The following is a 26,587-nucleotide window of genomic DNA, read 5'->3' on the forward strand; positions in this document are numbered from 1 at the left end:
GCAGACGTCGCCCTGGTGATGAACGGACGACCCCGCAAGGTCCTGGACTGGCACACACCCTACGAAGCAATGAGCAAGCTACTCTCAGCCGACACAACCGGTGTTGCAACCACCGATTGAATCCGCCCTACCTCGCCAGGTGACTACCTCGGCGACGAGGGGCGGGGTCAGCCGGCCGTGGCGGCCTCGACCTCCTGGACGAACTGGGCCGCGGCCTCCTCGGGCGTGACCCGCTCGAAGAGCACGTCCGTGTTGAGGCGCTCCATGATGTCGGCCAGCTCCGCGGAGCCGTGCGGCGGCACCGGCGGGGTGTCCACGATCTCGTCCTCGATGTCCGCCATGAAGTCGGCGACCTTCTGGTCGGTCGGCGACAGGTCGTCGAGGATCGCCTCACGCACCTCGGTGTTGGCGGGCAGGCCGCGGTCGGTCAGCATGATCTCGGCGGCCTCCTGCGAGTTGAGCAGGAAGTCCACGAACTTCGCGGCGGCCTGCGGGTACTCGGTGTCGGCCGAGACGGAGTAGAACATCGCGGGCTTGTAGTACATCCCGGTCCGCTCGCCCTCGGACTCGCCCGGCAGCCGCAGCAGCTCGAGCTCGTGGCCGGAGGACTCGGACAGGGCGCCGAGCTGGTTCGTCCACCAGACGCCCATCGCACCCTGGTTCGTGCCGAGCAGGCCGCCCTCCGGGCCCGCCGCCTGGTACTCGACCGTGCGCGAGGCGTCCGGCTGCCCGCCGCCCGCCATGAGGTCGAGCGACACCTGGAAGAAGTCCGCGACCGTCTCCTCGGAGACGCCCAGCTCGCCCTCGGGAGTGAACAGCGCCTCGCCGCGCTGCCGCGCCATGACGTTGAGGCCCGCCTCGTTGAAGCCGTAGTCCTGCGTGCCCCAGACGCCGTCGCCCGCCCCCTTCGCGACGGCGTTCGCCGTGCTGACGTAGTCCTCCCAGGTCCAGCTCTCGTCGTCCGGCAGCTCGACGCCGGCGTCGGCGAAGATCTCCGGGTCCGCCACCATCGCGTACGCATTGATGCCCGTCGGGATGCCGTACTGCGCGCCGTCGATCTGGCCGCCCGCCAGCACCGCGTCGTCGACCTTCGTGGTGTCGATCTCGAGCTCGCTCATGTCCGCGAGCACGTTCTTCGTCGCGTAGTCGGAGATGTAGCGCTCCTCCTGGGTGATGACGTCGGGGGTGTCGCCGGCCGCGACCGACGTCGCGAGCTTGTCCCAGTAGCCGTCCCAGTCGGTGAAGTCGGGGACCACGGTGATGTCGGGGTTCTCGGCCTCGAACGCGTCGATGATCTGCTGCGTGGACTCGTGGCGGGTGTCGGAGCCCCACCAGGCGAACCGGATCTCGCAGGGGCAGTCCTGCGCCTCCGGCGGCGCCACGTCACCGCCCCCGCCCAGGCCGGAGTCGCCCCCGCCGCAGGCCGCGAGGGTCAGGGCGAGCGCCGCGACGCCCGCCGCGGGGACGGCGCGCGTCCTGCCGCGCCGTGGGGACCGTGCCGTTCCGGTGATGCTCATGTGCTCTCTCCTTCGGTGACGTCGTCGTCTCGTCGGTGACTACTTGATGCCGGTGGTCGCGATGCCCTTGACCAGGTACTTCTGCCCGAACAGGAAGGCGATGAAGACGGGGACCAGCGACACGATCGACATGGCGAACAGGGACCCCCACGAGCTCTCGCCCGTCGCGTCGACGAACGTGCGCAGAGCGATCGGCACCGTGTACATCTCGGGCCGCGTGAGGAAGATCAGCTGGCTGAAGAAGTCGTTCCAGGTCCAGATGAAGGTGAAGATCGCGGTGGTGGCCAGCGCGGGCACCGACAGCGGCAGCATGATCTGCAGGTAGATGCGCAGGTGGTTCGCACCGTCGAGCGTCGCGGCCTCGTCCAGCTCGCGCGGGATGCCACGGAAGAACTGGACCATGAGGAAGATGAAGAACGCGTCGGTGGCCAGCAGCTTGGGCACGATGAGCGGCAGGAACGTGTTGATCCACTCGAGCTGGGAGAACAGCACGTACTGCGGCACGATCACGACGTGGATCGGCAGCATGATCGACATGAGCATGATCGCGAACCACAGCCTGCGGCCCCGGAACTCCAGCCGCGCGAAGGCGTAGGCCGCCATCGAGCACGAGACGAGGTTGCCGAGCAGCGACCCCAGCACGACGAGCGCCGAGTTGACGAGGTAGTGGCTGAACGGGTGCAGCAGCGCGTTCCAGCCGTCGGTGTAGTTGGTCAGGTCGATCTCGGTCGGGATGAGGCCCGGCTCGCGGAAGATGAGCGCGTTCGGCTTGAACGAGCTGGCCACCATCCACAGCAGCGGGTACAGCATCACGAACCCGAAGGCGATGAGGCCCGCGTGCTTGAGCACGGCGCCCACCCGGGCCCGCAGGCGCGGGCCGCGCGGGCGGACGGCGGTGCCCCTCGCCGGCCCGGGCGCGGCACGCCCGGCGGACGACGACGGTGCCGCGGCGGCCGGTGCCGGGACGGTCTGTGCGGTGGTCGAGGCGTCAGTCATCGTAGAAGACCCAGTACTTGGAGGCGAGGAAGTTGACGACCGTCATGCCGCCGATGATCAGCAGCAGGAACCAGGCCATGGCCGAGGCGTAGCCCATGTCGAGCGAGCCGAACCCCTTGAGGTAGAGGTAGAGCGTGTACAGCAGCGTCGAGTCCGACGGGCCGCCGTTGCCGCCGCTGACGACGAACGCCCGCGTGAACGACTGGAACGCCTCGATGAGCTGCAGCACGAGGTTGAAGAACACGATCGGCGTGAGCAGCGGCAGCGTGATGGAGCGGAACTGACGCCACCGGCCGGCGCCGTCGATGGCGGCGGCCTCGTAGTACATCTGCGGGATCTGCCGCAGGCCCGCGAGGAAGATGACCATCGGCGCGCCGAACGTCCAGACGTTGAGCGCCATGAGCGTGCCGAGCGCGTAGTCGGGGTGGGACACCCAGCCGTGCCCCGACACCCCGAACAGGCCCAGCACCTGGTTGACCAGGCCGTCGGCGCCGAAGATCTGCCGCCACAGGATCGCGATGGCGACCGAGCCGCCCAGCAGCGAGGGCAGGTAGTAGACCGAGCGGTAGAGCGCCAGGCCGCGCAGCCCCTTGTCGAGCAGCAGCGCGAGGCCCAGCGCGGCGGCGAGCTGCAGCGGCACCGACACGAGCACGTAGGTGAACGTCACGCCGAGCGAGCTGAGGAACCGCGGGTCGGCGAACATCCGCGTGAAGTTGTCCAGGCCGACCCACTCCGGCGGCGAGAGCAGGTCGTAGTCGGTGAACGACAGGTAGAGCGACGCACCCATCGGGCCTGCCGTGACGAGCACGAGCCCCACGAACCACGGCGCGAGGAAGAACAGCGCCCAGCGGCCGTCCCCCTTCCTGCGCGGACTGACCTCCTGCCGCGTGCGGGAGAGCGCCTGGATCACTGACACGGGACCACCCCCGCGCGGGCAGGAGCACTGGTCGGATGGCGCATCGCGTAGTCCTCCGGATCGTCGTCGACCCCCGGCCCTCCTCGGTGAGAAACCGGTCTCTGGTGGAGGAACGTACCACATGAGGAACCGGTTTCCCATGGTGTACCGTCACCTCGGGAAACCGGTACCGGCCCGCGCGACGCCAACGACGGCGCCACGCCCGCGCCGTCGGCCGGACACGTGACGGACGGAGTGCAGATGGTCAGCCGCAGCCCACGGGACGCAGGTCAGCGCCCCGGTCAGCGCCGGGTCGCCACGATCGGCGACGTCGCGGCCGCCGCCGGGGTCTCCCGGGCGACCGTCTCGCGCGTCATGAACGGCCGCAGCACGGTCGACGCCGCGATCGCCGAGCGCGTGCGCGACGCCGCCGCGGCCCTCAGCTACCGCCCCAGCAACGCCGCGCGCAGCCTCGCGCTCGGTCGCACCCAGACCGTCGCGCTCGTGGTGCCCGACCTCGGCAACCCGGTGTTCCAGCAGATCCTGCGCGGCGTCATGGCTGGTGCGGCCGAGGACGGCTACCGCGTGCTCGTCGCGGACACCGCGGAGGACGACCAGCAGGAGGGCGCCATCGCGCTCGAGGCGCGGATGCGCTGCGACGCGCTCGTGCTCGTCTCGCCCCGCATCGGCGACGCCGAGCTCGCCGCGCTGGTCGCCGACGTCGAGCCCGTCGTCCTGGTCAACCGCGACGCCGGCGGCGCGGCGCCGAGCCTCGTCGTCGACTACGAGGACGCCGCGCTCCAGGTGGTCGAGCACCTCGTGGCCCTCGGGCACCGCCGCCTGGTCTACCTCGGTGGCCCCGTGCGCAGCGCGTCGGACGAGATGCGCCGGGCCGGGCTGGCCCGGGCCCGTGAGCAGCACACCGACCTCGAGATCGTCGACCTGCCCGCCGGGCCGGACATCCAGGCCGGCCACGCCGCGGCGCCCGCCGTGCTCGCCACGCGCGCCACGGCCGCCGTCGCCTTCAACGACCTCGTGGCGTTCGGCCTGCTCGCCGGACTCAACGAGGCGGGGGTCGCCGTCCCGGCCGACATCTCCGTCGCCGGGTTCGACGACATCGAGCTGTCCCGCTACGCCACGCCCGCCCTGACCACCGTCGCCGTGCCGCAGGCCGAGCTCGGCCGGCACGCCTGGAGGGAGCTGCACGCCGTGATCGACGACGACGCCCACCCCGCCCGCTCCGCCCGGTTCACGCCGAGCCTCGAGGTGCGCGGCAGCACCGGGCCCGTGCCGCAGGGCCCCGAGCGCGTGCACGTGACCGACGACGGCGTGCCCGCCGACCGCCCCGAGCCCGCCCGGACCGCACCGGCCGTCACGACGGCGCCCGTATGGCGCCTCCCGGCGGCCGACGGCGACGCGATCGTGCTGATCGGCGGCGACGACGTCGAGCTCGCGCGCCACGACCCCGGCGACCGCATGCCGCAGGTGCACGCGCGCCGCCCCTACCTGCACCCCGTGCACACCCTCGGGGGCGTTCCGCTCACCGACGTCAGCCCCGTGGACCACCGGCACCACTACGGCGTCGGCATCGCGGTGCCCGACGTGAACGGCACGAGCCACTGGGGCGGCCGCACGTTCATCGAGGACGTCGGCCCGACGCTGCTGAAGAACCACGGGCGGCAGGTCTCGCGCGGCGCGCGCGTGGAGGCCGACGCCGGGACCCTCGTCGAGGACGTGCTGTGGTCCGACGAGCACGGCGTCCCGCAGCTCCGCGAGGACCGCCTGTTGACCGCCCGCCTGCTGTCCGCGACCGCGGACGCCCCGGCCGGCTGGGTGCTCGACTGGCGCTCGACCCTGCACGCCGAGCACGACCCGCTCGAGATCCGCTCCCCCGCCACCAACGGCCGGCCGGGCGCCGGCTACGGCGGCCTGTTCTGGCGGCTGCCGATCGCCGAGAGCACCACCGTGCTCTCCGCCGCGGGCACCGGCGAGACCCGTGCGCACGGCAGCACGTCGCCCTGGGTCGCGTTCGTGCAGCGCCAGGGCGGCCGGTCCACGACGCTGCTGCTCGTCCAGCCCGGGCAGGTGCGGCCGTGGTTCCTGCGGTCGGCCGAGTACCCGGGCGCGTGCCCGGCGCTCGCCTGGGACGCACCCCTGCTCGTGCCCGACGGCGGCACCGTGCGGCTCGACCTGTCGGCCGCGCTGCTCGACGCGGCGCTCACGGGCGAGCAGGCCGCCGCGCTGGCCGGGCGGCTCACGGGCGTCTCCGCCGTCGCGGGCGGCCGCCGGTGAGCGCACCGCGGGTCGCCGTCGTCGGCATCCACGGGCACGGGGCCTCGCACCTGCGCACGCTGGCCGAGCTGGCGTCGCGGGGGCTGGCGCGGCTGAGCGCCGTCGTCGACCCGCGAGAGCCCGCGGCCGCGGACGTCCCGTGGTTCGCGACGCTCGGCGACCTGCTCTCGGCGGGACCGGCGGCCCTGCCCGACGTCGTCGTGCTGGCCACGCCGATCCACACGCACCTGCCGCTCGCGCGCGCCGCCATGGAGGCGGGCATCGACGTGCTGCTCGAGAAGCCGACCGCCGCGTCGCTGGCCGAGCACGGCGAGCTCGTCGCCGTCGCCGAGCGCACCGGGCGCCTGTGCCAGGTCGGGTTCCAGACCTTCGGCTCGCACGCGCTGCCCGCCGTCGCCGACATGGTCGCGCGCGGCGAGATCGGCCGGGTCACCGGCGTCGGCGCGGTCGGCACGTGGGTCCGCACGGCGGCATACTGGGGGCGCTCGCCGTGGGCGGGCAGGCGGCGCCTCGGCGACCGCGCCGTCGTGGACGGCGTCGTGACCAACCCGCTCGCGCACGCCGTCGCCTCGGCGCTGTGGGTGGGCGGCGCGCGGGCCGCGACCGACGTCGCCTCGGTGCACACCGACCTGTGGCGCGCCAACCCGATCGAGGCCGACGACACGTCGTCGCTGCGCGTCGTCGGCACGGGCGGCACCCGCTACGGGTTCGGGCTGACGCTCTGCGCGGCGCGGCGCACGCCCGCGCGCGTGATCGTGCAGGGCACGGGCGGCGAGATCGAGCTCGAGTACGAGCACGACCTCGTGCGGCTGCGCTCGGGGCGCGTGACGGCGGAGAAGCGGTACGGGCGCACGGGCCTCCTGGAGAACCTGCTGCGCGCCCGGTCCGGCGAGCCCCTGCTGTGCGACGTGCGGGACACCGGCGCGTTCATGCGCGTGCTCGACGCCGTCCGCGCGGCACCCGACCCCGCACCGGTCGCCGACGCCTTCGTCGACTGGGTGGACGAGGGCGCCGAGGCCGCCGGACCCGGCAACCCCGCCGGCGACACGCGGCATCCCGTGGTGCGCGACGTCGCCGCGTGGTGCGAGCGCGCGGCGCGCGAGCAGCGGACCTTCACGGAGCTCGGTGCCCCGTGGACGCTCGCCGCGCCCGCGCGCGGGACGTGACAGGGTGCGTGCGTGCTCCCCGTCCTGACCGCCATCGGTGCGATGGCGTGCGTGGTCGCCCTCGGTGGGGTGGTCCAGCGCACGGGCCTGCTCGCGAGGCGCGGCCTGCCGGGCGGTGCCAACACCCCTGACGACGGCGCGGGCGCCCGGCACGTGCTCGCCACGCTGTCCTTCACGATCTGCGCGCCCGCGCTGATGTTCTCGACGCTCGCCTCGACCGACCTCGCGCACGTGCTCTCGCGTGGCGCCGCCGTCACCTGGGCGACGACCGGCGCGCTCGGCCTCGTCACCGCGGTGGTGGCCCGGTGGCTCCTGCGCCTGCCCGCCGGCCCGGCCGCCGTCACCACGCTGGCCGCCGTGTACGTCAACGGCGGCAACATCGGCATCCCGCTCGCGGTCTACCTGTTCGACGACGCGCTCGCCGTCGTACCGACCCTGCTGTTCCAGCTCCTCGTGCTCGCGCCGCTCGCGCTGTCGGTGCTCGACCGGGCCACGGGACGCGCGCCGGCGCCGTCGGGCGTGCGGTCGCTCGGGCACGTGCTGCTCGCCGCGTTCCGGAACCCGATCACGGTGGGTACGGTCGCCGGCCTGCTCGTGGCGGTGGGGAGCGAGCTGACGGGCGCGCACCTGCCCGACGTCGTGCTGCTGCCGTTCGACCTGATCGGCGCCGCCGCGCCGCCGCTCGGCCTGCTGACGTTCGGCATGACGCTCGCCGTGCCGCTCCCGCCCGCCGACCTCAGCGCGTCCGGTTCCCGGTGGCCGGTGAGCCGCGTGATCGTGCTCGCCGTCCTGGTGCGCAACCTGCTGCACCCGCTGGCGGCCTGGGCGCTGGGCTCGGCGCTGGGCCTGGACGGCACGGCGCTCGCCCTCGTGGTGACGATGGCGGCGCTGCCCACGGCGGTGAACGTCACGACGTACGCGACGCGCTACGGGGTGTTCGACGGTGTCGCGGCGCGCGCGACCGTCTGGACGACGGCGCTGTGCGTCCCGGTGCTGATCACCATCGGCGCCCTGCCGAGGTAGTCACGTGGCGAGGTAGTCACGTGGCGAGGTAGTCACGGGGCGAGGTAGTCGTGACTACCTCGCCAGGTGACTACCTCGGCACCGCGAGGTCAGATGCCCAGGGACAGATCGGCGATACGGACCGGGGCGCCGGTCTCCAGCGAGCGGTTGCCCGCGTAGCCCACCGACGACGCGCGGACGCCGTCGACGTAGCCGGCCGCGCGGGCCAGCGGGTCGCGCTCGGCGGACGGCGCGAAGACGTCGGCCAGCAGGAGGGCGTCGCCGCCTCCGTGACCGCCGCCGCCGCGCACGATCGGCCGCTCCTCGGCGCGCTCCCAGTGCCGCTGGACGACGAGCCGCTCGCCCGTCGGCCGCACGGGATCGTGCTCGAACACCTCCGTGAGACTGGGGTCGAGGATCGCGACGCCGTCCTCGCCGAACTCGACCGAGCCACGCTCGACGACCTCGAGCTCCGCCCGTCCACGCGTCCCGTTGACCACCACGCGGTACCCCTCCCACGGCGAGTGCGCCGTGAGCGAGTACGTCATGAGGGCGCCGCCCGCGTACTCGACCACGAGCCCGAGCGTGTCCTCCGTGGTGATGCCCGGGTCGAACACGGACCGGTTCCGCACGTAGCCGTCCACGGCCTGGGCCTCGGAACCGTACAGCGTGGACAGCCACTCGTTCTTCTCGACCGACAGCGACCACGGGTCGATGCCGCGCTCGGTCAGCGCGCGTTCGGCGTCGGTGGGCTCGTAGCCGGTCTCGTGCGCGCCGTCGTCGCCGTAGAAGCGCCGCCCGCCCGACGCGAAGACCCGCTCCGGCACGCCGTCGATCCACCAGTTGACGAGGTCGAAGTGGTGGCTCGACTTGTGCACGAGCAAGCCGCCGTTGTTGACCTTCTCGCGGTGCCAGCGGCGGAAGTAGTCGGCGCCGTGCACGGTGTCGAGGGCCCAGTCGAAGTGGACCGACAGCACGCGGCCGATCTCACCGCTCGCGACGACCTCGCGCAGCGCGCTGTTGCGCGGCGAGTAGCGGTAGTTGAACGTCGTGACGAGGTCACGGCCGGTCTCGGCGACGGCGTCGACGATCTGCCGGGCCTGCTCCGGGTGCGCCGCGATCGGCTTCTCGACGACGACGTCGGCGCCCGCGCGCAGGGCACGGGTGACCAGGTCGGCGTGCGTCCGGTCGACGGACGTGACAATCACCCGGTCGACCGCCTGCTCGTCGAGCGCCTTCTCGAGGTCGTCAGGGTGGTAGACGGGCCGGGTCCCGCCGAGCACCGCGGCGACACGGGCCTCGTAGGCGGCCGCACGCACGGGGTTGGGCTCGACCCAGGCGACGATCTCGCCGTCGGGCGCGTGTGTCCCGATCAGCGCGTCGACGTACATCGAGGCGCGGTGCCCGGTGCCGACGACGGCGTACCGGCGACGCTGCTCGGGGAGCGGGCCCGATGGCGGCACGGGTGCCGAGGTGGGACCGGTGATCGGCTCGGTGGTGGGGCCGGGGGTCGGCGCGGGGGTCGGCTCGGGCATCGGTGGTGAGCTCCTTCGGTCGTCGTCGACGTCGCCGCAACGATACGACGCCCGGAAAGCGCTGTCCATGAGCCGGCACGCCGGAGTCGCCAGCCGGACGACTACCTCGTCACGTGACTACCTGGCCACGTGACTACCTCGCCACATGACTACCTCGCCACATGACTACCTCGGCGAGAGGGCGGGCGGGTCAGCGTTCCGGGGTCAGGGCCACCTGGCCCGCCCAGGCGAAGCCGCCGCCGAAGCCGAAGAGCAGCGCGGGCACGCCCGCGGGGATCTTGCCCGCGTGCCACCACTTGGACAGCCCCAGCGGGATCGATGCGGCGGACGTGTTGCCCGACTCCGTGATGTCTGTGACCACGACCTTGCCCTCGAGACCGAGCGCCTTGGCGAGCGGCTCGATGATCCGCAGGTTGGCCTGGTGGGCGACGAGCACCTCGATGTCGTCGAGGCTCAGGCCCGAGCGGTCCACGATGTCCCGCGCGCGGTCGGCGGCCCGGGTGATCGCCCACTTGAACACGGCACGGCCGTCCTGCTGGAACTTCACCTCCGGCACCTCGATCCGCACGGCGGGCGTCAGCTCCGGCTCGGTGCCCCACGTGACCGGTCCGACGCCCGGGGTGTCGGCGGCCTGGAGCACCGCGGCGCCCGCGCCGTCGGCGGTCAGGATGCACGTCGAGCGGTCCGTCCAGTCGGTGTACGCCGTGAGCTTCTCGGCGCCGATCACCACGGCCGTGCGCGCGGAGCCGGCGCGGATCGCCTGGTCGGCCAGGCCGACGGCGTGCGCGAACCCCGAGCACGCGGTGTTGACGTCCAGCGCGGCGGGCCCGACGAGCCCCCGCAGGTCCGGCGCCTCCTCGCCCTCGGGCGTGGAGGCGCCGGGCTGCACGCCCGTGCGCAGCGCGTACGCGACCCGGCCCGCCGTGTTCGGCGACCGGTCCTCCGCCGTGGTGGTCGCGACGACCACGAGGTCGACCGTGTCGGCCGCCACGCCGGCGTCCGCGAGCGCGTGCTCGGCCGCCGCGGTGGCCATGTCGGCGACCGTGACGTCGTCGGCGGCCACGTGCCGCGTGACGATGCCGGTGCGGGACCGGATCCACTCGTCGTTGGTCTCGACCAGCCGGGCGATGTCCTCGTTGGTGAGGGTCTTCGCCGGCTGGTGGTGTCCCAGGCCGACGATGCGGGAGCCGGCGGCACCGGCGGGGTGGGTCAGTACGGGCGACGTAACCATGAGGTCAACGTAGCGCTCCCAGGTCGAAGGGTTCGACGGTGAGACCAGGAACACGTTCGCGCGCGGCCCGCGCGATCCGCTCCTCGGCACCTGGACCGGTGCGCGGGACGGCACCGACCTCGCGGGCCGCGCCGCGCAGCTGCGCGTCGTACCGCTCCCCCATCGCGGCGTTGCGGCCCTTGTAGGTCCACGCGACGAGGTGCGCGAGCGCGAACCGCGGCGCGCAGCGGCGGCAGGACATGAGGCCGGAGGGCCGGCGGAACCGCGTCGTGCGGTGCCCCGCGGGGCAGGCGCCGACCCACGGCCCGTCGATGGTCGGCGCCGACGGGTCGACGCACCGCCGCCCCGAGCTGCCGATGCGGACCGCCACCTCGCGCCACACCGGTCCGTGCTTGGCGGCCGGCCCCGCGAGCGCGTGCGCGACCTCGTGCAGGATCGTCTCCCGCACCTCCTGCTCGTCGTGGATGCGGGTCAGCGGCGCCGACAGGCTGATCTGCTGCGCGCGGTAATTGCACATCCCGGCGCGCCGCACGGCGTCGTCGAACTCGAAGGTCCAGGCCTTCAGGCCGTGCTGGTCCATGAGCTCGCGCGCCAGGCGCGAGGCGGCGACAAGGTTCATGCGTCCCCCTGCTGTGTCGTGACTGTCCGGTGCGAACGCGTCGAACCTACGGACCGTCACCGACACCGCCGGGGAGTTTTCCACAGGTCCGGCCGACGCTCAGCCCTCCGCCGGCGGGATCGGGAAGTTCGTCCGGAACACGTTCGACGGATCGTACGTGGCCTTCACGGCCCGCAGCCGCGAGAGCGTCGGCTCGGGGAACGCCTCGAGCAGCCGTTCGGGCCGGTCGTCGGTGTCGAACGAGAGGTAGGAGCCGTCCATCACGGGGCCGATCTCGGCGTCCCACACCTCGTTGAGCCGCCCCTGGTCCGCCCCGAGCGCGGACAGCGCGAAGCTCTGGTGCCGGTGCGCGTAGGCCGTGGCGTCGGGCGCGACGTCGTGCGCGGCGCCGCCCGTGGCCCGGATCCCCGTGAAGTACGACTCGCCCGAGGCGAGCAGCCGCTCGACCGCGCGGCTCGTGCCCTGGTCGAGGTGCGTGAGCAGGCCGGACCGGGCCGACGGGTCGCCACCGCCCGAGTGGTGCGCCTCCTCACGACGTACCACGGCCGAGTAGGGCACGAGCTGGGCCTGGTGACCGAGCAGCGGACCCGCGTCGGCGAGCCGCTCGAGCTGCGTGATCGCGTCGTCCGGGTCGGCGTCGCCGCCCTCGGCGGCGATCATCGTGAGCAGCTGCGCCACGGGCGGCTGCCCGCCGCGCCCCCGGCCCAGGATCATGAACGACGTGAGACCACGCGGCGCCGCCTCGACCGCCGAGCCCCAGGACTCCAGCAGCCCCGCCGTGTCGGTCGCGTCGAGGGTCATCTGCGAGAAGACGACGTCGCCCACGGCGCCCGCCTCGATCTCGAGCCAGGTGACGACGCCCATGTTCCCGCCCGCGCCCCGCAGCGCCCAGAACAGGTCGGGGTGCTCGTCACGCGAGGCGTGGAGCACCCGCCCGTCGGCCGTGACCATCTCCGCTGCGACCACGCGGTCGATGGTCAGGCCCTGGAGGCGGCCGAGGAACCCGATGCCGCCCGTCGTGCCGAGCCCGCCCACGCCCACGCCGCCGTGGTCGCCCGAGGTGATCGCCCAGCCGCGCGGTGCGAGCGCCGCCGCCACCTCGCCCCACGTGGCGCCCGCGCCGATGCGCACGCGGCGCGTGGCCTCGTCGACCACCTCGACGGAGCGCAGCCCGCGCAGGCTGAGCACCACGCCGCCGTCGTTGGTCGAACGGCCCGAGATACCGTGCCCGGCGGAGCGGACGGCGAGCTCGACGTCCTGCTGCTGCGCCCAGGCGAGGCCGGAGACGACCTCGTCGACGCCGCGCGGGCGCAGCACGAGGCCCGGCGCACCCGACCGCAGGTAGGTGTGCCGCACGGCGCCGTACCCACTGTCGCCCGGTTCGACGGCGCCCGCGGCCAGCTCGGGCGGCAACGAGCCGTAGTCGATGCCGGGGCGTCGTGCCGCGAGCGCGGCGGTGCCCCTCCGGGCCGCGGCGGGCACGGTGCCGGCGGACCGCCGCTCGGCGCCGACCGCCTCGCGCACCGCGGGCGCGACCTCGAGCGCGAACGCCCGCATCTGGTCGGGGTCGTCGCTCGTGGCGACGAACCCGCTGACGCCGTCCTCGAGCGCCAGGCGGGTCAGCTCCTCGACCCACTGGCTCACGGGGCCCTGCATCGGGCCCGACGACCGGTCGGTGATGGCACCGCCGAGGTTGAGCAGGCGGCGCACCGCGCTCGGCGAGCGCCCGGCCTCCGCCGCCGCCTCGTCGATGATCGCGTTGCCGCGCGCGAGCCCGCCGTCGAGGTAGGACAGCGAGGGCAGCCAGCCGTCGGCCTTCGCCCCGGTGATCCGCAGCATGCGCGGCTTGTAGGCGCCGAGCCAGATCGGCATGTCGTGCGCGGGTGCCGGGCCGCGCTTGGCGCCGTCGACCTGGTGGAACTGCCCGTGCACCCGCAGCGGGGTGCGGTCGGCGGTGTCCCAGACGCCGCGGATGATCTCGAGGGCCTCCTCGAGGGCCGTGACGCTCTCGGCCGCGGTGCGGCGCTGGGCGCCCATGGCGACGGCCGCCTCGTTGAACCCGCCGGACCCGAGCCCGAGCTCGAACCGGCCGCCGCTGAGCAGGTCCAGGGACGCCGCGGAGCGTGCCACGTGCGCGGGCATGCGGACGCCCATGTTGAGCACGTTGGCCGACAGGTGGATGCGCTCGGTCTGCGCGGCCACCCAGGTCATGAGGGTCCACGTGTCCAGGAACGCCGGTTGGTACGGGTGGTCCTGGAACGTCACCAGGTCGAGGCCGAGCTCCTCGGAGAGCCGGGCCAGGGCGACCGTGCGCTGCGGGTCGCCGGCCGCCGGGGTGATGAAGGTGCCGAAGAGCAGGTCGTGCCCGTAGTCGGTCATGCGCCAGCCGTCCTCGCGTCGTGGGCTGCCTCGCGGCAGATCGTCTGTCCAGCAGACGATATTACTCACAACTCTTCTGCCATCCAGCACATTCCCGTAGGATGGGGCCATGACGACGCCGCCCACCCCGTCGGGGACGGCCGAGCACTCGCGGTTCGGCTGGTCGCTCGCCACGCTGCTGCACGAGTGGAGCGAGCGGGTCGGCGCGGCGGCCGACGACCTGCCGCAGGGCACGCGCGGCTACCAGCTCCTCACCGCGGTGGTGCACGGCGACCTGCCCAGCCAGGCCGCGCTCGCGAGCACGCTGCGCATCGACCGGACCGTGATGACGTACCTGCTCGACGCGTTCGAGGAGTGCGGGCTCGTCGAGCGCAGGCTCGACCCGGCCGACCGCCGTGCGCGCCGCGTCGTGGCCACCGAGCGCGGCCGCGAGGTGCTCGCCGCGACCGAGGCCCGGGTCGCCGCGGCGGAGGACGAGCTGCTGACCGGCCTCGAGCCCGCGCAGCGCGCCCAGCTGCGCACCCTGCTCGAGCAGGCCGCGCGCGGCACGGGCACGCAGGAGGACCCGTGCCGCACCGTCATCGAGGCGACCACCCGCGTGCAGGAGGACGGCGCGGGTCAGCGCCCGCCGAGCCCCGCCTCGCGGTAGAAGCCCTCGATGTGCTCGCGGGTCAGCCGGGCGGCCGTCTCGCCGTCGTGCCGCGCGACGGCGTCGACGATCCCCTCGTGCTCCGCGCAGAGGCGCGCCGCCGTCCGGGACCAGTCCGGCACAGCGCCCGCGCCCGCGGCCACGTAGGAGGCCACGGCCGAGCGCATGCCGCCGAGGATCGCCTCGACGAGCTGGTTGCCGCCCAGCCGTGCGAGGCCCAGGTGCAGGTCCTGGTCACGCTGCAGGAACTCGCCGACGCCGAGGCCCGGCCGGGCCATCGCCGCGAGGTGCCTGCGCAGCGGTCCCAGGGCGGCCTCGTCCGGGCGGGCGGACGCCGCGGCGCGCACGGCCCCCGTCTCGAGCAGCACGCGCGTGGCCACGACGTCGGCCACCGGGAGGGTGCCGGAGGCGACGTGCAGGCGCACCGCCGCCCCCAGACCGGCCGCGGGCCGGTCGATGACCGTCGCCCCGGCGGCGGGGCCCGAGCCGACCGCCGTGCGCACGATGCCCATGGCCTCGAGGATGCGGATCGCCTCGCGCACCGAGGGGCGGGAGACGCCGAGCTCCTCGGCCAGCGCGCGCTCCGGCGGCAGGCGGTCGCCGAGGGACCAGGTGCCCGCGGCGAGTCCCTGCTCGATGCGCTCCAGGACGCGCTCGTGGGTTCTCACCGCGCCATCGTACGGGTGTGGTCTGTCCACAGTGGGGTACTGTGAGGTCAGACCACTCAGCCCCCGAATGCCTCGGAGGAGAGACCTCATGCGGATCGCCCTCGCCGCCACCTGCATCGCCGACGCGATGTTCCCGCAGGCCCCCCGCGCCGTCGTCACGCTGCTCGAGCGGCTGGGCCACGAGGTCGTCTTCCCGCCGGGTCAGGCCTGCTGCGGCCAGATGCACGTGAACACCGGCTACCTCGCCGACGCCGTGCCCGTCGTCCGCAACCACGTGCGCACCTTCGCCCCGGTGGCCGACGGCGAGTGGGACGCCGTCGTGGTGCCGTCCGGCTCGTGCACGGGGTCGATCCGGCACCAGCAGCGGATGGTGCTGGAGCGCGCGGGCCTCGACGCCGAGGCGCGCACCGCGAGCGCCGTCGCCGGGCGCACCTACGAGCTGTCGGAGCTGCTGGTCGACGTGCTCGGTGTGACCGACGTCGGCGCGTGGTTCCCGCACCGCGTCACCTACCACCCCACGTGCCACTCGCTGCGCATGCTCGGCGTGGGCGACCGGCCCGAGCGGCTGCTGCGGGCGGTCGACGACCTGGAGCTCGTGCCGCTCGAGCAGGCCGAGGGGTGCTGCGGGTTCGGCGGCACGTTCTCGCTGAAGAACGCGGACACCTCGGCCGCGATGCTGCAGGACAAGGTGGGGCACGTGCTCGACACCGGGGCAGAGGTGCTCACGGCGGGCGACTGGTCCTGCCTCATGCACATCGGCGGCGGGCTCACGCGCACGGCTTCCGGGGTGCGGCCCATGCACCTCGCGGAGATCCTCGTCTCGACGCGTGAGGCGCCCGTCGTGCCCGGCGCGGCCGACGGCCGGCAGGAGGTGGCCCGATGAGCACGTTCCTCGGCATGCCCGACGCCGGTGCGCCGGCGACCGTGTCCGGCGTCGGCCGCCCGGACGACCCGCTGCACTGGGGCGCGACCTTTCCCGACGCCGCCCGCACCGCGCTCGCCGACGAGCAGCTGCGCCGCAACCTCGGCAACGCGACCTCGACGATCCGGGCCAAGCGCGCCCGCGTCGTCGGCGAGGTGCCGGACTGGGAAGCCCTGCGCGACGCCGGGTCGGCGCTCAAGACCGACGTCATGACCCGCCTGCCCGAGCTGCTCGAGGAGCTCGAGCGCAACGTCACCGCCCGCGGCGGCGTCGTGCACTGGGCGCGGGACGCGGCGGAGGCCAACCGGATCGTCGCCGGCATCGTGCGCGCCAAGGAGACCGACGAGGTCGTCAAGGTCAAGTCGATGGCGACCCAGGAGATCGGGCTCAACGAGGCGCTGGCCGAGGAGGGGGTCGCGGCCGTCGAGACGGACCTCGCCGAGCTCATCGTGCAGCTCGCCGACGACATGCCGTCGCACATCCTCGTGCCCGCCATCCACCGCAACCGCACCGAGATCCGCGACATCTTCCTCGAGCGCATGGCCGACGCGCCGCCCGACCTCACCGACGTGCCGCGCGAGCTCGCGATGGCGGCACGTGCGCACCTGCGGCGCAAGTTCCTCTCGGCGAAGGTCGCGGTCAGCGGCGCCAACTTCGCCGTCGCCGACACCGGCACGCTGGCCGTCGTCGAGTCGGAGGGCAACGGCCGCATGTGCCTCACGCTGCCCGAGACGCTGGTCACCGTGATGGGGATCGAGAAGCTGGTGCCGACCTTCGACGACCTCGAGGTGTTCCTCCAGCTCCTGCCGCGCTCCTCGACGGGCGAGCGGATGAACCCGTACACGTCCCTGTGGACGGGCGTGACGCCGGGCGACGGCCCGCAGGAGTTCCACCTCGTGCTGCTCGACAACGGCCGCACGAAGGTCCTCGCCGACGAGGCCGGGCGATCCGCCCTGCACTGCATCCGCTGCTCGGCCTGCCTCAACGTGTGCCCCGTGTACGAGCGGGTGGGCGGGCACGCCTACGGCTCGGTCTACCCGGGCCCGATCGGCGCCATCCTCACGCCGCAGCTCACCGGCGAGAAGTCCGACCTGCCGTACGCCTCGACCCTGTGCGGCGCGTGCTACCAGGTGTGCCCGGTGAAGATCGACATCCCCTCGATCCTCGTGGAGCTGCGCGCCCGCGAGGTCGAGCTCTCCGGCGCCGCGCCCGACACGGCCGACCGGGTCTGGCAGGCCGCCATGAAGGCGGCCTCGTACGCGATGGCCGACGGCGGCCGGTTCCGTCGCGCTGCCCGGCTCCCCCGGGCGCTGCGCGCGATCGCGCGGCACGGCGTGATCCGGCGGCTGCCGTTCCCGGGCTCGCTGTGGACGCGGTCCCGCGACCTGCCGGAGCCGCCGCGGCAGACGTTCCACGACTGGTGGGCGGCCAGGGAGCGCCGGGCCGGGACGCGGCAGGAGGGCGAGCGATGAGCGACGCACGGACCGAGGTCCTGGCCCGGGTGCGGGAGGCGCTCGGGCGCGGCACGGACGCCGCCCCGGCGCCCGCCGTCGTGCCCCGCGGGTACCGGCCGGCCGGCGAGCACGCCCCGGGCTCGGAGCCGGTGCTGGAGCTGCTGGTCGACCGGCTCGTCGACTACCGGGCGCACGTGCACCGGGTCGCCGGCGCCGAGGTCGCGGACGTCGTCGCGCGGCTGGTCGAGGAGGTGCGCACGGTGGCCGCCGCCGACGCCGACGACAGCCACCGGGCCGCCGCCCGCCCGGCGCCGGGGTCCGTCGTCGTGCCGGACGGCCTGGACCGCGCCTGGCTCGCGGGCCTGTCCGGCGACGACGTCCGGGCCGACGCCCGCGACGAGCCCCTGACCGCCACCGAGCTCGACGGGGCGTGCGCCGTCGTCACGGCCGCGCGCGTGGCCGTGGCCGAGACCGGCACCATCGTGCTCGACGCGGAGCCGGACCAGGGACGCCGCGCGATCTCCCTGGTGCCCGACGTCCACGTGTGCGTCGTGCGGACCGACCAGGTGGTGCAGACCGTGCCGGAGGCGGTCCGGCTGCTCGGCGAGCACCCCGGCAGGCCGCAGACGTGGATCAGCGGCCCGAGCGCGACGAGCGACATCGAGCTCGACCGCGTCGAGGGCGTGCACGGGCCGCGCACGCTGCACGTGCTGCTCGTGTCCTGAACCGTCAGGGGTGCAGACGTGCGCCCTTGACCACCTTGTCCACCACGCGTCGCTCGCCCGCGACGGCCACGCCGACCAGGTCGAGCTTCTCCGTGGGCACGCCCGCGACGGCGGCGCGGTTGTCGACGTCGTTGCCCGTCGCGAACAGGTCGGCCGTGTACACGCCGATGCGCAGGTTCCGCGTGGCGGCACGCTCCCGGATCGTGGCGAGCCGCGCGCCGTCCGCCACCATGACCATGACCGGCGTGCCGAGCATCGGGAGGTACTCCTGGCCGTCGGCGTCCCGGTAGGTGTCGCCCACGAGCTCGGGGTACGCGGCGGTCACGGCGCTGGACAGGAAGGCGGTGACGTTGTTCTCCTGCCAGCCGAGCAGGTCGTCACGGAGCACGATCACGATCTTGGCTTGTTCGAAGGTCATGCCGCCCAGGGTGCGAGCACGCGGCGCCGCGGATCTTGTACGTTCTTGATGTGAGCTCTGACGTCGTGCGCGCCTGGCGCCCGGGGGTACCCGGCGTCGCCGAGGTGCTGCACGCCGCCTGGCACGAGCACGCCTACCCCTCCCACACGCACGACACCTGGACCGTGCTGATCGTGGACAGCGGCCTGATCGGCTACGGCCTGGGCGGCCACGAGCACGCGGCGGAGCACACGGGCGTGACGGTGCTGCCGCCCGGCGTCGTGCACGACGGACGGTCGGTGACCGCGTCAGGCTTCCGCAAGCGGGTGGTCTACCTGGAGCCCACGGTGCTCGACCCCGCCCTGACCGGCCGCGCCGTCGACGCACCGCTCGTGCCCGACGACCGGCTGCGCGCCCGCTTCGCCGGGCTGGACCGCGCGCTGACCGTGCGCGAGGACGTCGCCGCCGAGGGGCTGCTCGCCCTGGTCACCGAGGGCCTGGCCTGGCACCTGTCCGGCCGCCCGACACCGCCGCGCGAGCCGGCCGCCGCGACGACCGCCCGCCGCGCCCGCGAGCTGATCGACGCCGACCCGGCCCGGCCGGTCCGCCTCGCCGACGTCGCCGCCGAGCTCGACGTCACCGTGCCGCACCTCGTGCGCGCGTTCACCCGTGAGCTCGGCCTGCCGCCGCACCGGTACCTGGTCGGCCGCCGGCTCGACCTCGCCCGGCGCCGCCTTCTGGCGGGCGAGGCCGCCGCCGACGTCGCCGCCGCGACCGGCTTCCACGACCAGGCCCACCTGACCCGCCACTTCCGCCGGCTGCTGCGCACCACCCCGGGCCGCTACCAGCGGGGTGCCCGCTCGGCCGCGCCGGTGTGACGACGTGACGCGGGCGACGCTCCCGGCGACGGCGGGCGCGCGCCGCGTACGGGAGAATGGCCTCCCGTGACCGAACCCGCGCTCTTCGAGCTGCCGCCGGGGGCCCGCCGCCCCCGCGCACGCGTCGTGCTCCTCACCGGGCCCTCGGGCTCCGGCAAGACGTCGCTCACCCGCCGGCTGGGCCTGCCGGTGGTGCAGCTCGACGACTTCTACCTGGACATCGACCATCCGGGGCTGCCGCAGCGGTTCGGCAGCGTGGACTGGGACAGCCCGGAGACGTGGGACGCCGAGGGCGCCCTCGCGGCCCTCGAGGAGCTCGCCACGCAGGGTCGCGCGGACGTGCCCGTGTACGACATCCCGACGTCGCGGCGCACGGGCGTGCGCCGCCTCGACATCGGCGACGCGCCGCTCGTGCTCGCCGAGGGCATCTTCGCGGCGCAGCTCGTCGACGCCTGCCGTGCCGAGGGCCTCCTGGCGGACGCGATCTGCCTCTCGCGGCCGCGCCTGGTCACGTTCTGGTTCCGCTTCCTCCGCGACGTCGCGGAGGCGCGCAAGCCGCTCGGCACGCTGCTGCGACGCGGCACGGCGCTGCTGCGCGCCGAGCCCGGGATGATCCGGCGCTGGGTGGCGCTCGGCTGCCGTGAGGTCTCACCCGCCCAGGCCGAGAGGGACATCCGAAACCTCCTTGTGCAGAAGTCCTCGGATACGTAATCCTCGTGTAACCGCACTGCCATGTACCGCACATCCGTTGCCCTCACTCTGAGCGCAGGAGGTGGTGTCTGTGATCCAGCGCAACGGTTTGCGTGTGCTCTCGCTCTACGAGGGCTTCTTCAGCGGCGGGGCTCGTGTCCTGCACTCGACGGTGGTGGCCGGCCTGCACCAGGGCGGTCGCCAGCAGCATTCCGTGCTGAGCCTGCACCACGAGGTACGGCGTGAGGCCACCCTCCAGCGGATGGAGGACGACCCGCGCTACCGCGCGCTGCGTGCGGCGGGCGTGCGGATCGGGTCGCTGGGCCGCAGCACCGACGCGGGGCACGACCCCCGGGTCTTCACCCGCGCCGAGCTGAGGACGGCGGCACGCGAGGCGGGGGGCGCGCACGTGGTGCTGTCCCTCAAGGAGCAGCCGCTGCGGCTCGTCAACCAGGACGCGTTCCCCGACCGGCCCGTGATCGCATGCCTGCACCGGTCCGACCCGGAGCACCAGGGCGACGCCCTCGGCGACCTGCTCACGGCGGCGGACAAGGGGCGGCTCGCCGCCGTCGTCTGCTGTGCCGAGTCGACGCGGGACGCCTACCGCGAGGCCGGCGTGCCCACGAGCCTGCTGCGTGTGGTGCCCAACGGCATCAACCTGGCCCGGTTCCGCCCGGTGCAGGGTGCGCGGCGGCTCGCGCTGCGCGGCGCCGCGGGCCTCCCCGCCGACGCGACCGTCGTCGTCTACGCCGCGCGGTACGACGAGATGAAGAACCCCGAGCTGTTCCTGCGCTCGGCGCGCGCGTTCCTCGCGCTCGAGCCGGACGGCCACGTGCTCCTGTGCGGCGCGGGCATGACCGCGGCGAACCCCGACCTCCAGGCCGACCTCGCGCACATCTTCGCCGACCGGCCCGACCTCCTGGGCCGCCTGCAGCTCCTCGGCGTGCGGCACGACATGGAGCTCGTGTACGCGACGGCCGACGTCGTCGCGCTCACCTCGGCGTTCGGCGAGGCGGCGCCGCTGTGCCTCATCGAGGGCTCGATGTGCGGGGCGGTCCCGGTGACCACCCCGGTGGGCGACGCGCCGTCGATCGTCGAGCGCATCGGGTTCGTGACGTCGTACGACCCGGCCGAGATCGCCGCGACCTGGATCGAGGCCGCGGCGCGGCGCGAGGAGCTGGAGTCGGCGCGGACCGCCGTGCGGCCCCGGTTCAGCCACGTGCGGATGATCGCCGGGTACTCGAGCATCATCGAGCGCACCCACCGCGAGGCCGCCTCGGTGGCCGCGCGCGTCTGACCGCCCGGTCCGCGTGATCGGGTTCTGCCGTGTCCTGACCGTCCGGTGACCGCCGACGGCCAGGACACGGCAGGATGACCTCATGCCCGACGCCCCCGTCACCCTGAGCCACGTCGCCCGCGAGGCCGGTGTCTCGCTCGCGACCGCGTCCCGCGCCATCAACGGGAGCGCGACCCGCAGCGTCCGTGAGGACCTGCGCGAGCGCGTCCTGGAGACCGCGCGCCGCCTCGGCTACTCCCCCGACCCCAGCGCACAGGCGATGGCGCGCGGCCGGACCACGGCGCTCGGGCTCGTGGTGCACGACATCGCCGACCCGTACTTCTCGACCATCGCGGCGGGCGTGGCCGACGCCGCCGAGCGGGAGGGCCTCATCGTCACGCTGGCCTCGACGCAGCACCGCCCCGACCGCGAGCTGGCGTTCGTCGAGCTCGCCCGCAGGCAGCGGTCGCGCGCCATCATCCTGGCCGGCAGCCGGCTGGTCCCCGGCGAGGAGGTGGGCACGGCGCCGGCAGGGCACGACGCGGCGCTCCGCGACTCCCTCACGGCGTTCCGGGACGCCGGGGGCGGCGTCGCCACGGTCGGCCAGGCGCTGGGCGACCTGCCGGTGGTCGAGATCGACAACGCCGGCGGCGCGAGCGCGCTCGCGCGAGCGCTCCACGACGCCGGGTACCGCCGGTTCGGCGTCCTCGCGGGACCCGCCCGCCTGCGGACGGCCGCCGACCGCACCGCGGGGTTCCGCGACGCGCTCGCCGCGCTGGGCTGCGCGGCGGGCGACGACGACGTCGTCCCCGGCGAGTTCACGCGCGACGGAGGCTACAACGCCATGTCGGCGCTGCTGGACCGCGCGGGCGGGCCGCCGGAGGTCGTGTTCGCCGTGAACGACGTCATGGCGGTCGGCGCGATGGCGGCCGTGCGGGACGCGGGCCTGAGCGTGCCCGGCGACGTCGCCGTGGCCGGGTTCGACGACATCCACACGCTGCGCGACGTGTCGCCGCGGCTCACGACCGTGCGCATCCCGCTCGACGAGATCGGCGCGCTGGCCACCCGCCTGGCGCTGGGCCGCACGGGCGACGACGTGGCGCCGGTGCGCGGCGAGGTCGTGCTGCGGGACTCGACACCCCTGCGCTGAGGCCCGGGAGCGATCACTCCCGCTCGCGACCGTTCCCCGACCGGCGTCCGGTGCGCTAGGCTCTCCGGGAAAGCGCATTCCCACGACGATGGAGTCCCGCCGTGACCACACTTCGCATCGCCATGAACGGCGTCACCGGCCGCATGGGTTACCGCCAGCACCTCGTGCGCTCGATCCTGCCGATCCGCGACCAGGGCGGCGTCACGCTGCCCGACGGCTCGCGGCTCCAGGTCGAGCCCGTGCTGGTGGGCCGCAACGCCGACAAGCTCAAGGAGCTGGCCGAGCGCCACGAGGTCGAGCACTGGACGACCGACCTGGAGGCCGCGGTCGCCGACGCCGACGTCGTCTTCGACGCCGCCATGACCTCGCTGCGCGCCGCGACGCTGACCAAGGCCATGAAGCAGGGCAAGCATGTCTTCACCGAGAAGCCGACGGCCGAGACGCTCGCCGAGGCGATCGAGCTCGCCCGGCTCCAGGCCGACACCGGGGTGACCGTCGGCGTCGTGCACGACAAGCTGTACCTGCCCGGCCTGGTCAAGCTGCGCCGCCTCGTGGACGAGGGCTTCTTCGGCCGCATCCTGTCGCTGCGCGGCGAGTTCGGCTACTGGGTGTTCGAGGGCGACACGCAGCCGGCCCAGCGCCCGTCGTGGAACTACCGCGCCGAGGACGGCGGCGGCATCACCACCGACATGTTCTGCCACTGGAACTACGTGCTCGAGGGCATCCTCGGCCAGGTCAGGACGGTCACGGCGAAGACGGCCACGCACATCCCGACCCGCTGGGACGAGCAGGGCGCCGAGTACGCCGCCACGGCGGACGACGCCGCGTACGGCATCTTCGACGTCGTCACCCCGCAGGGCGACGAGGTCGTCGCGCAGATCAACTCCTCGTGGGCCACGCGCGTGTTCCGTGACGAGCTCGTCGAGTTCCAGGTGGACGGCACGCACGGGTCGGCGGTCGCGGGCCTGCGCCGGTGCCGCGCGCAGCACCGGTCGCACACGCCCAAGCCCGTGTGGAACCCGGACCTGCCCGTCACCGAGCCGTTCCGCGAGCAGTGGCTCGACGTGCCCGCGAACGCCGACCTCGACAACGGCTTCAAGCTGCAGTGGGAGGAGTTCCTGCGCGACGTCGCCGCCGGGCGCCCGCACCGGTACGACCTGCTCTCGGCGGCCCGCGGCGTCCAGCTCGCCGAGCTGGGCCTGCGCTCCTCGGCGGAGGGCCGGCGGCTCGACATCCCGGAGATCACGCTGTGAGCGGCACGTCCGTCGACCTGCCGGTGTTCGACGCCGAGGGTCGCGTCACCGGCACCGAGACGCTGGCGCTCGGTGCCCCCGGCGCCTGGACGAGGCCGGCGGGGCCGATCACCTCGCGCGTGGCGTTCGCGGCCGCGCACGTGGTGCCGCACGTCGGCGCCGAGAACGTGCCGGGCGCGCCCGCCGTCGTCGACTGGGACGCCACGCTCGCCTACCGGCACCGCATCTGGGAGCACGGGCTGGGCGTGGCCGACGCGATGGACACCGCACAGCGGGGCATGGGCCTCGACTGGGCGGCCACGCAGGAGCTGGTGCGGCGCTCGGCCGCCGAGGCCGCCTCGGTCGGCGCCCGCGTCGCGTGCGGTGCCGGCACCGACCAGCTCGGCCTCAAGGACGTCGCGACGCTCGAGCCGGGCGACGCCGGGCTCCAGGCCGTCACCGACGCGTACCGCGAGCAGGTGCACGTCGTGCAGGACGCCGGCGCCCAGGTCATCGTCATGGCCTCGCGCGCGCTGGCCCGTGTGGCCCGCGGACCCGAGGACTACGCGCGGGTGTACGACGCCGTGCTCGCCGAAGCTGACCAGCCGGTCATCCTGCACTGGCTCGGGACGATGTTCGACCCGGCCCTCGCGGGCTACTGGGGCTCGGACGCGGTGGACGAGGCGACGGCGACGTTCCTCGACCTGATCCGTGCGCACCAGGCGCGGGTCGACGGCGTCAAGGTGTCGCTGCTCGACGCCGCGCACGAGATCGGCCTGCGCCGCGCGCTGGCGGCCCTGCCGCCGGACGGTGGCGCGGTGCGGCTCTACACCGGGGACGACTTCAACTACCCGGAGCTCGTCGCCGGTGACGAGCAGGGCCACTCGGACGCTCTGCTCGGCATCTTCGCCGCGATCTACCCGGCGGCCTCGACGGCGCTCCAGGCCCTCGACGCCGGCGACGCCACGCGCGGACACGAGATCCTGGCCTCGACGGAGGCGCTGGGGCGGCACATCTTCGCCGCGCCGACGTACTACTACAAGACCGGCATCGCCTTCCTCTCCTGGCTCAACGGCTTCCAGCCCGGGTTCGCGCTGGTGGGCGGCCTGCACTCCGGCCGGTCGCTGCGGCACCTCGTCGAGCTCGCGCGCCTGGCCGACGGCTGCGGGCTGCTGCTCGACCCGCCGCTCGCCGCCGTCCGGCTGCGGGCCTTCCTCACGACGCACGGGGTGGTCGCATGAGCAGGGCGTCGCTGAACACCGCGACGGTGAAGCACGCCTCCCTGGCCGAGGCGTGCGAGGTGGCGGCGGAGGCCGGGTTCGGCGCCGTCGGGCCGTGGCGCGACGTCGTCCAGGCCGTCGGCGCGCCGCAGGCGGCGACGATCATCGCCGACGCCGGGCTCCGCGCCTCGTCCCTGTGCCGCGGCGGTTTCCTCACCGCGGCCGACGACGCCGGCGTCCGCGCCGCGCTGGACGACAACCGCCGCGCCATCGAGGAGGCCGCGACGATCGGCACCTCCGAGCTGGTCTTCGTCGTCGGCGGCCTGCCGGGGTCGACGCCGGGCGGCGCGCCGTCGCCGGACGTCGACAGGGACCTCGTGGCGACGCGGGGCCGGGTGGCCGACCGGATCGCCGACCTGGTGCCGTTCGCGGCCGAGCACGGCGTCCGGATCGTCCTCGAGCCGCTGCACCCGATCTTCGCCGCCGACCGGGCCGTGATCTCGACGCTCGCGCAGGCGATCGACCTCGCGGCGCCGTTCGCGCCGACCGAGGTGGGCGTCGTCGTCGACACGTACCACGTGTGGTGGGACCCGGCGCTGCGCTCGTCGATCGCACGGGCCGGCCGCGAGGACCGCATCGCGTCGTACCAGGTGTGTGACTGGGCGTTGCCGCTGGCGGCCGAGCCGCTCAACTCGCGCGGGCACGTGGGCGACGGCTACGTCGACTTCGCGACCATCACCGGCTGGGTCCGCGACGCCGGCTACGTGGGCGACGTCGAGACCGAGATCTTCAACGAGCAGATCTGGGCGCGGCCGCCGGCCGAGACGGCGGCCACGGTGCTGGCGCGGTACGAGGAGCACGTGGCGCCGCACCTGTGAGCGGGGCCGGTGCGGCCGGGGCGGCGCTCCGGCCGCGCGGCGCCTGATGGTCTTCGAGACCGACGGTTCTCGGCTCTGAGCGGTCGCAGAGCCGAGAACCGTCGGTCTCAGGGGCGATCGGTCGGCGTCAGACGCGGGGCGACGGGCGGAGGGCGAAGCGGCAGGCGCCCCAGACCGCGAACAGCAGCGGCGCGGCCGCGAAGCCCAGGCCGACGGCGGGCCGGACGACCACCACCGACACGAGCAGGCCGAGCACAGCCAGCACGCCGGCCGAGACGTACCAGCGCCGGGCCCCGAGCACGAGCGCGGCGAGCAGGACGTCGCGCAGGCGCGCATCGCCCGTCTCCGGCACGGCCGCGAGCGCCAGCACGGCGGTGACGACGGCCCCGGCGGCCAGGGTGACGAGCACCGGGATCACCGCGGCGCCCGCCGTCCGGCCCCAGAAGAAGAGCACGTCGACGGCGAGCACGACGACGACCGCCGTCGCGAGCGCCCCGATCGCCAGCCCGCGCCGCAGGTGCCGCCGCCAGGCCCGGGCGAAGGTGCGCACGACGGTCGTCGACCCGTCCGCGCTGAAGGCGGCGAACACCGCGAAGGCCGCGGCGAGCGCGGGGCCGAGCAGGGGCGCCGCGAGCGCGACGAGCGGCCAGGTCGAGGAGACCCGGGTCGCCGCCACCAGCGCGACGAGCGGCAGACACGCGACGACGAGCAGCAGGTTGGTCATCAGCCCCGTGTAGACGGTGCCGAACACGAGCTCGTACGTCTCGGGCCCGAGGAGGGTGCGGCGCCGGCGGGCCGGGGCGGCGGCTCCCACGG

Annotated in this window: 24 protein-coding genes; 14 read left to right on the forward strand and 10 right to left on the reverse strand. The window is 74.3% G+C overall.

The genetic code is table 11. The features are described from left to right. Positions 1-167 precede the first annotated feature (167 nt). From HLB15_RS06380 to HLB15_RS06390, 3 genes are read right to left on the reverse strand one after another with little or no spacing between them, the layout of a single operon-like run. Positions 168-1,517 (reverse strand): ABC transporter substrate-binding protein, encoded by a 1,350-nt coding sequence (locus HLB15_RS06380; RefSeq protein ID WP_171104472.1) that lies wholly within the window; start codon positions 1,515-1,517, stop codon positions 168-170. A 39-nt stretch (positions 1,518-1,556) separates the two neighbouring features. Beyond that, positions 1,557-2,513: a carbohydrate ABC transporter permease gene (locus HLB15_RS06385; protein WP_229784882.1), complete on the reverse strand. Its 957-nt coding sequence runs from the start codon at positions 2,511-2,513 to the stop codon at positions 1,557-1,559. After that, positions 2,506-3,429 carry a carbohydrate ABC transporter permease gene (locus HLB15_RS06390; RefSeq protein WP_229784883.1) on the reverse strand — a complete coding sequence of 308 codons (924 nt, stop codon included), beginning with the start codon at positions 3,427-3,429 and terminating at the stop codon, positions 2,506-2,508. The genes HLB15_RS06385 and HLB15_RS06390 overlap by 8 nt, the downstream gene beginning before the upstream one ends. 222 nt (positions 3,430-3,651) lie before the next feature. On the opposite strand from HLB15_RS06390, the gene HLB15_RS06395 reads away from it, so the two are divergent. Genes HLB15_RS06395 through HLB15_RS06405 form a run of 3 tightly spaced genes read left to right on the forward strand, consistent with a single transcriptional unit; the run spans position 3,652 to position 7,889 of the window. Next, entirely contained in the window at positions 3,652-5,700 is a 2,049-nt protein-coding gene (locus HLB15_RS06395) for a DUF6807 family protein (protein WP_311979560.1), read from the forward strand. Continuing rightward, entirely contained in the window at positions 5,697-6,866 is a 1,170-nt protein-coding gene (locus HLB15_RS06400) for a Gfo/Idh/MocA family protein (protein WP_171104473.1), read from the forward strand. Before HLB15_RS06395 ends, HLB15_RS06400 begins: the two co-directional genes overlap by 4 nt. Before the next feature lie 12 nt (positions 6,867-6,878). Next, on the forward strand, positions 6,879-7,889 hold the full coding sequence (locus tag HLB15_RS06405) for an AEC family transporter (RefSeq protein WP_171104474.1): 1,011 nt from the start codon (positions 6,879-6,881) through the stop codon (positions 7,887-7,889). Positions 7,890-7,978: 89 nt separating this feature from the next. Here HLB15_RS06405 and HLB15_RS06410 read toward each other — a convergent pair whose 3' ends face one another. The 4 genes from HLB15_RS06410 to HLB15_RS06425 all read right to left on the reverse strand — a co-directional run bounded on the left by HLB15_RS06410 (position 7,979) and on the right by HLB15_RS06425 (position 13,632). Beyond that, on the reverse strand, positions 7,979-9,403 hold the full coding sequence (locus tag HLB15_RS06410) for a Gfo/Idh/MocA family protein (protein WP_171104475.1): 1,425 nt from the start codon (positions 9,401-9,403) through the stop codon (positions 7,979-7,981). Positions 9,404-9,593: 190 nt separating this feature from the next. Next, positions 9,594-10,634: a 3-oxoacyl-[acyl-carrier-protein] synthase III C-terminal domain-containing protein gene (locus HLB15_RS06415; RefSeq protein WP_171104476.1), complete on the reverse strand. Its 1,041-nt coding sequence runs from the start codon at positions 10,632-10,634 to the stop codon at positions 9,594-9,596. Between the two features lie 4 nt (positions 10,635-10,638). Beyond that, the gene (locus HLB15_RS06420) at positions 10,639-11,253 is read right to left on the reverse strand and encodes a SprT-like domain-containing protein (protein ID WP_171104477.1); all 615 of its coding nucleotides are present in this window, start codon (positions 11,251-11,253) and stop codon (positions 10,639-10,641) included. A gap of 99 nt (positions 11,254-11,352) precedes the next feature. Continuing rightward, the gene (locus HLB15_RS06425) at positions 11,353-13,632 is read right to left on the reverse strand and encodes an LLM class flavin-dependent oxidoreductase (RefSeq protein ID WP_171104478.1); all 2,280 of its coding nucleotides are present in this window, start codon (positions 13,630-13,632) and stop codon (positions 11,353-11,355) included. 109 nt (positions 13,633-13,741) lie between these two features. Between HLB15_RS06425 and HLB15_RS06430 the strand changes: the two genes are divergently transcribed. Next, the gene (locus tag HLB15_RS06430; protein ID WP_171104479.1) at positions 13,742-14,281 is read left to right on the forward strand and encodes a MarR family winged helix-turn-helix transcriptional regulator; all 540 of its coding nucleotides are present in this window, start codon (positions 13,742-13,744) and stop codon (positions 14,279-14,281) included. Here HLB15_RS06430 and HLB15_RS06435 read toward each other — a convergent pair. Then, the gene (locus tag HLB15_RS06435) at positions 14,251-14,949 is read right to left on the reverse strand and encodes a FadR/GntR family transcriptional regulator (protein ID WP_171104480.1); all 699 of its coding nucleotides are present in this window, start codon (positions 14,947-14,949) and stop codon (positions 14,251-14,253) included. The two genes, HLB15_RS06430 and HLB15_RS06435, sit on opposite strands and share 31 nt — an antisense overlap. Before the next feature lie 88 nt (positions 14,950-15,037). Here HLB15_RS06435 and HLB15_RS06440 point away from each other — a divergent pair, with 88 nt between their 5' ends. The 3 genes from HLB15_RS06440 to HLB15_RS06450 are packed head-to-tail and all read left to right on the forward strand — an operon-like array spanning position 15,038 to position 18,050. After that, positions 15,038-15,832: a (Fe-S)-binding protein gene (locus tag HLB15_RS06440; RefSeq protein WP_171104481.1), complete on the forward strand. Its 795-nt coding sequence runs from the start codon at positions 15,038-15,040 to the stop codon at positions 15,830-15,832. Continuing rightward, positions 15,829-17,343 (forward strand): LutB/LldF family L-lactate oxidation iron-sulfur protein, encoded by a 1,515-nt coding sequence (locus HLB15_RS06445; RefSeq protein ID WP_212759566.1) that lies wholly within the window; start codon positions 15,829-15,831, stop codon positions 17,341-17,343. The genes HLB15_RS06440 and HLB15_RS06445 overlap by 4 nt, the downstream gene beginning before the upstream one ends. After that, positions 17,340-18,050 carry a LutC/YkgG family protein gene (locus tag HLB15_RS06450; protein WP_171104482.1) on the forward strand — a complete coding sequence of 237 codons (711 nt, stop codon included), beginning with the start codon at positions 17,340-17,342 and terminating at the stop codon, positions 18,048-18,050. The genes HLB15_RS06445 and HLB15_RS06450 overlap by 4 nt, the downstream gene beginning before the upstream one ends. 4 nt (positions 18,051-18,054) lie before the next feature. Here HLB15_RS06450 and HLB15_RS06455 read toward each other — a convergent pair whose 3' ends face one another. Beyond that, a complete protein-coding gene (locus HLB15_RS06455; protein WP_171104483.1) occupies positions 18,055-18,468 on the reverse strand; it encodes a PTH2-like family protein in 414 nt (137 codons plus the stop codon). A gap of 50 nt (positions 18,469-18,518) precedes the next feature. On the opposite strand from HLB15_RS06455, the gene HLB15_RS06460 reads away from it, so the two are divergent. The 7 genes from HLB15_RS06460 to HLB15_RS06490 all read left to right on the forward strand — a co-directional run bounded on the left by HLB15_RS06460 (position 18,519) and on the right by HLB15_RS06490 (position 25,771). Further along, on the forward strand, positions 18,519-19,325 hold the full coding sequence (locus tag HLB15_RS06460; RefSeq protein WP_171104484.1) for a helix-turn-helix domain-containing protein: 807 nt from the start codon (positions 18,519-18,521) through the stop codon (positions 19,323-19,325). 66 nt (positions 19,326-19,391) lie between these two features. Further along, the gene (locus tag HLB15_RS06465) at positions 19,392-20,036 is read left to right on the forward strand and encodes a uridine kinase family protein (protein ID WP_171104485.1); all 645 of its coding nucleotides are present in this window, start codon (positions 19,392-19,394) and stop codon (positions 20,034-20,036) included. 70 nt (positions 20,037-20,106) lie between these two features. Further along, entirely contained in the window at positions 20,107-21,312 is a 1,206-nt protein-coding gene (locus tag HLB15_RS06470) for a glycosyltransferase (protein WP_229784884.1), read from the forward strand. 82 nt (positions 21,313-21,394) lie between these two features. Beyond that, a complete protein-coding gene (locus HLB15_RS06475; protein WP_171104486.1) occupies positions 21,395-22,441 on the forward strand; it encodes a LacI family DNA-binding transcriptional regulator in 1,047 nt (348 codons plus the stop codon). A gap of 122 nt (positions 22,442-22,563) precedes the next feature. Further along, positions 22,564-23,694: a Gfo/Idh/MocA family protein gene (locus tag HLB15_RS06480; protein WP_171104507.1), complete on the forward strand. Its 1,131-nt coding sequence runs from the start codon at positions 22,564-22,566 to the stop codon at positions 23,692-23,694. Continuing rightward, positions 23,691-24,914, forward strand: coding sequence for a dihydrodipicolinate synthase family protein (locus HLB15_RS06485; protein WP_171104487.1), 1,224 nt, complete (start codon positions 23,691-23,693; stop codon positions 24,912-24,914). The genes HLB15_RS06480 and HLB15_RS06485 overlap by 4 nt, the downstream gene beginning before the upstream one ends. After that, positions 24,911-25,771, forward strand: a complete 861-nt coding sequence (locus HLB15_RS06490; RefSeq protein WP_171104488.1) for a sugar phosphate isomerase/epimerase family protein — start codon at positions 24,911-24,913, stop codon at positions 25,769-25,771. The genes HLB15_RS06485 and HLB15_RS06490 overlap by 4 nt, the downstream gene beginning before the upstream one ends. Before the next feature lie 127 nt (positions 25,772-25,898). Here HLB15_RS06490 and HLB15_RS06495 read toward each other — a convergent pair whose 3' ends face one another. Beyond that, a complete protein-coding gene (locus HLB15_RS06495) occupies positions 25,899-26,585 on the reverse strand; it encodes a DUF624 domain-containing protein (protein WP_171104489.1) in 687 nt (228 codons plus the stop codon). Positions 26,586-26,587 lie beyond the last annotated feature (2 nt).

It is taken from the genome of Promicromonospora citrea (assembly GCF_013004695.1).
Taxonomy (GTDB): domain Bacteria; phylum Actinomycetota; class Actinomycetes; order Actinomycetales; family Cellulomonadaceae; genus Promicromonospora; species Promicromonospora citrea.

Coding starts and splice junctions, on each gene's coding strand:
- HLB15_RS06380 (WP_171104472.1), bottom strand. CDS start 1,517: ATGAGCATCACCGGAACGGCACGGTCCCCACGGCGCGGCAGGACGCGC.
- HLB15_RS06385 (WP_229784882.1), bottom strand. CDS start 2,513: ATGACTGACGCCTCGACCACCGCACAGACCGTCCCGGCACCGGCCGCC.
- HLB15_RS06410 (WP_171104475.1), bottom strand. CDS start 9,403: ATGCCCGAGCCGACCCCCGCGCCGACCCCCGGCCCCACCACCGAGCCG.
- HLB15_RS06415 (WP_171104476.1), bottom strand. CDS start 10,634: ATGGTTACGTCGCCCGTACTGACCCACCCCGCCGGTGCCGCCGGCTCC.
- HLB15_RS06420 (WP_171104477.1), bottom strand. CDS start 11,253: ATGAACCTTGTCGCCGCCTCGCGCCTGGCGCGCGAGCTCATGGACCAG.
- HLB15_RS06425 (WP_171104478.1), bottom strand. CDS start 13,632: ATGACCGACTACGGGCACGACCTGCTCTTCGGCACCTTCATCACCCCG.
- HLB15_RS06430 (WP_171104479.1), top strand. CDS start 13,742: ATGACGACGCCGCCCACCCCGTCGGGGACGGCCGAGCACTCGCGGTTC.
- HLB15_RS06440 (WP_171104481.1), top strand. CDS start 15,038: ATGCGGATCGCCCTCGCCGCCACCTGCATCGCCGACGCGATGTTCCCG.
- HLB15_RS06445 (WP_212759566.1), top strand. CDS start 15,829: ATGAGCACGTTCCTCGGCATGCCCGACGCCGGTGCGCCGGCGACCGTG.
- HLB15_RS06450 (WP_171104482.1), top strand. CDS start 17,340: ATGAGCGACGCACGGACCGAGGTCCTGGCCCGGGTGCGGGAGGCGCTC.
- HLB15_RS06455 (WP_171104483.1), bottom strand. CDS start 18,468: ATGACCTTCGAACAAGCCAAGATCGTGATCGTGCTCCGTGACGACCTG.
- HLB15_RS06475 (WP_171104486.1), top strand. CDS start 21,395: ATGCCCGACGCCCCCGTCACCCTGAGCCACGTCGCCCGCGAGGCCGGT.
- HLB15_RS06480 (WP_171104507.1), top strand. CDS start 22,564: ATGAACGGCGTCACCGGCCGCATGGGTTACCGCCAGCACCTCGTGCGC.
- HLB15_RS06490 (WP_171104488.1), top strand. CDS start 24,911: ATGAGCAGGGCGTCGCTGAACACCGCGACGGTGAAGCACGCCTCCCTG.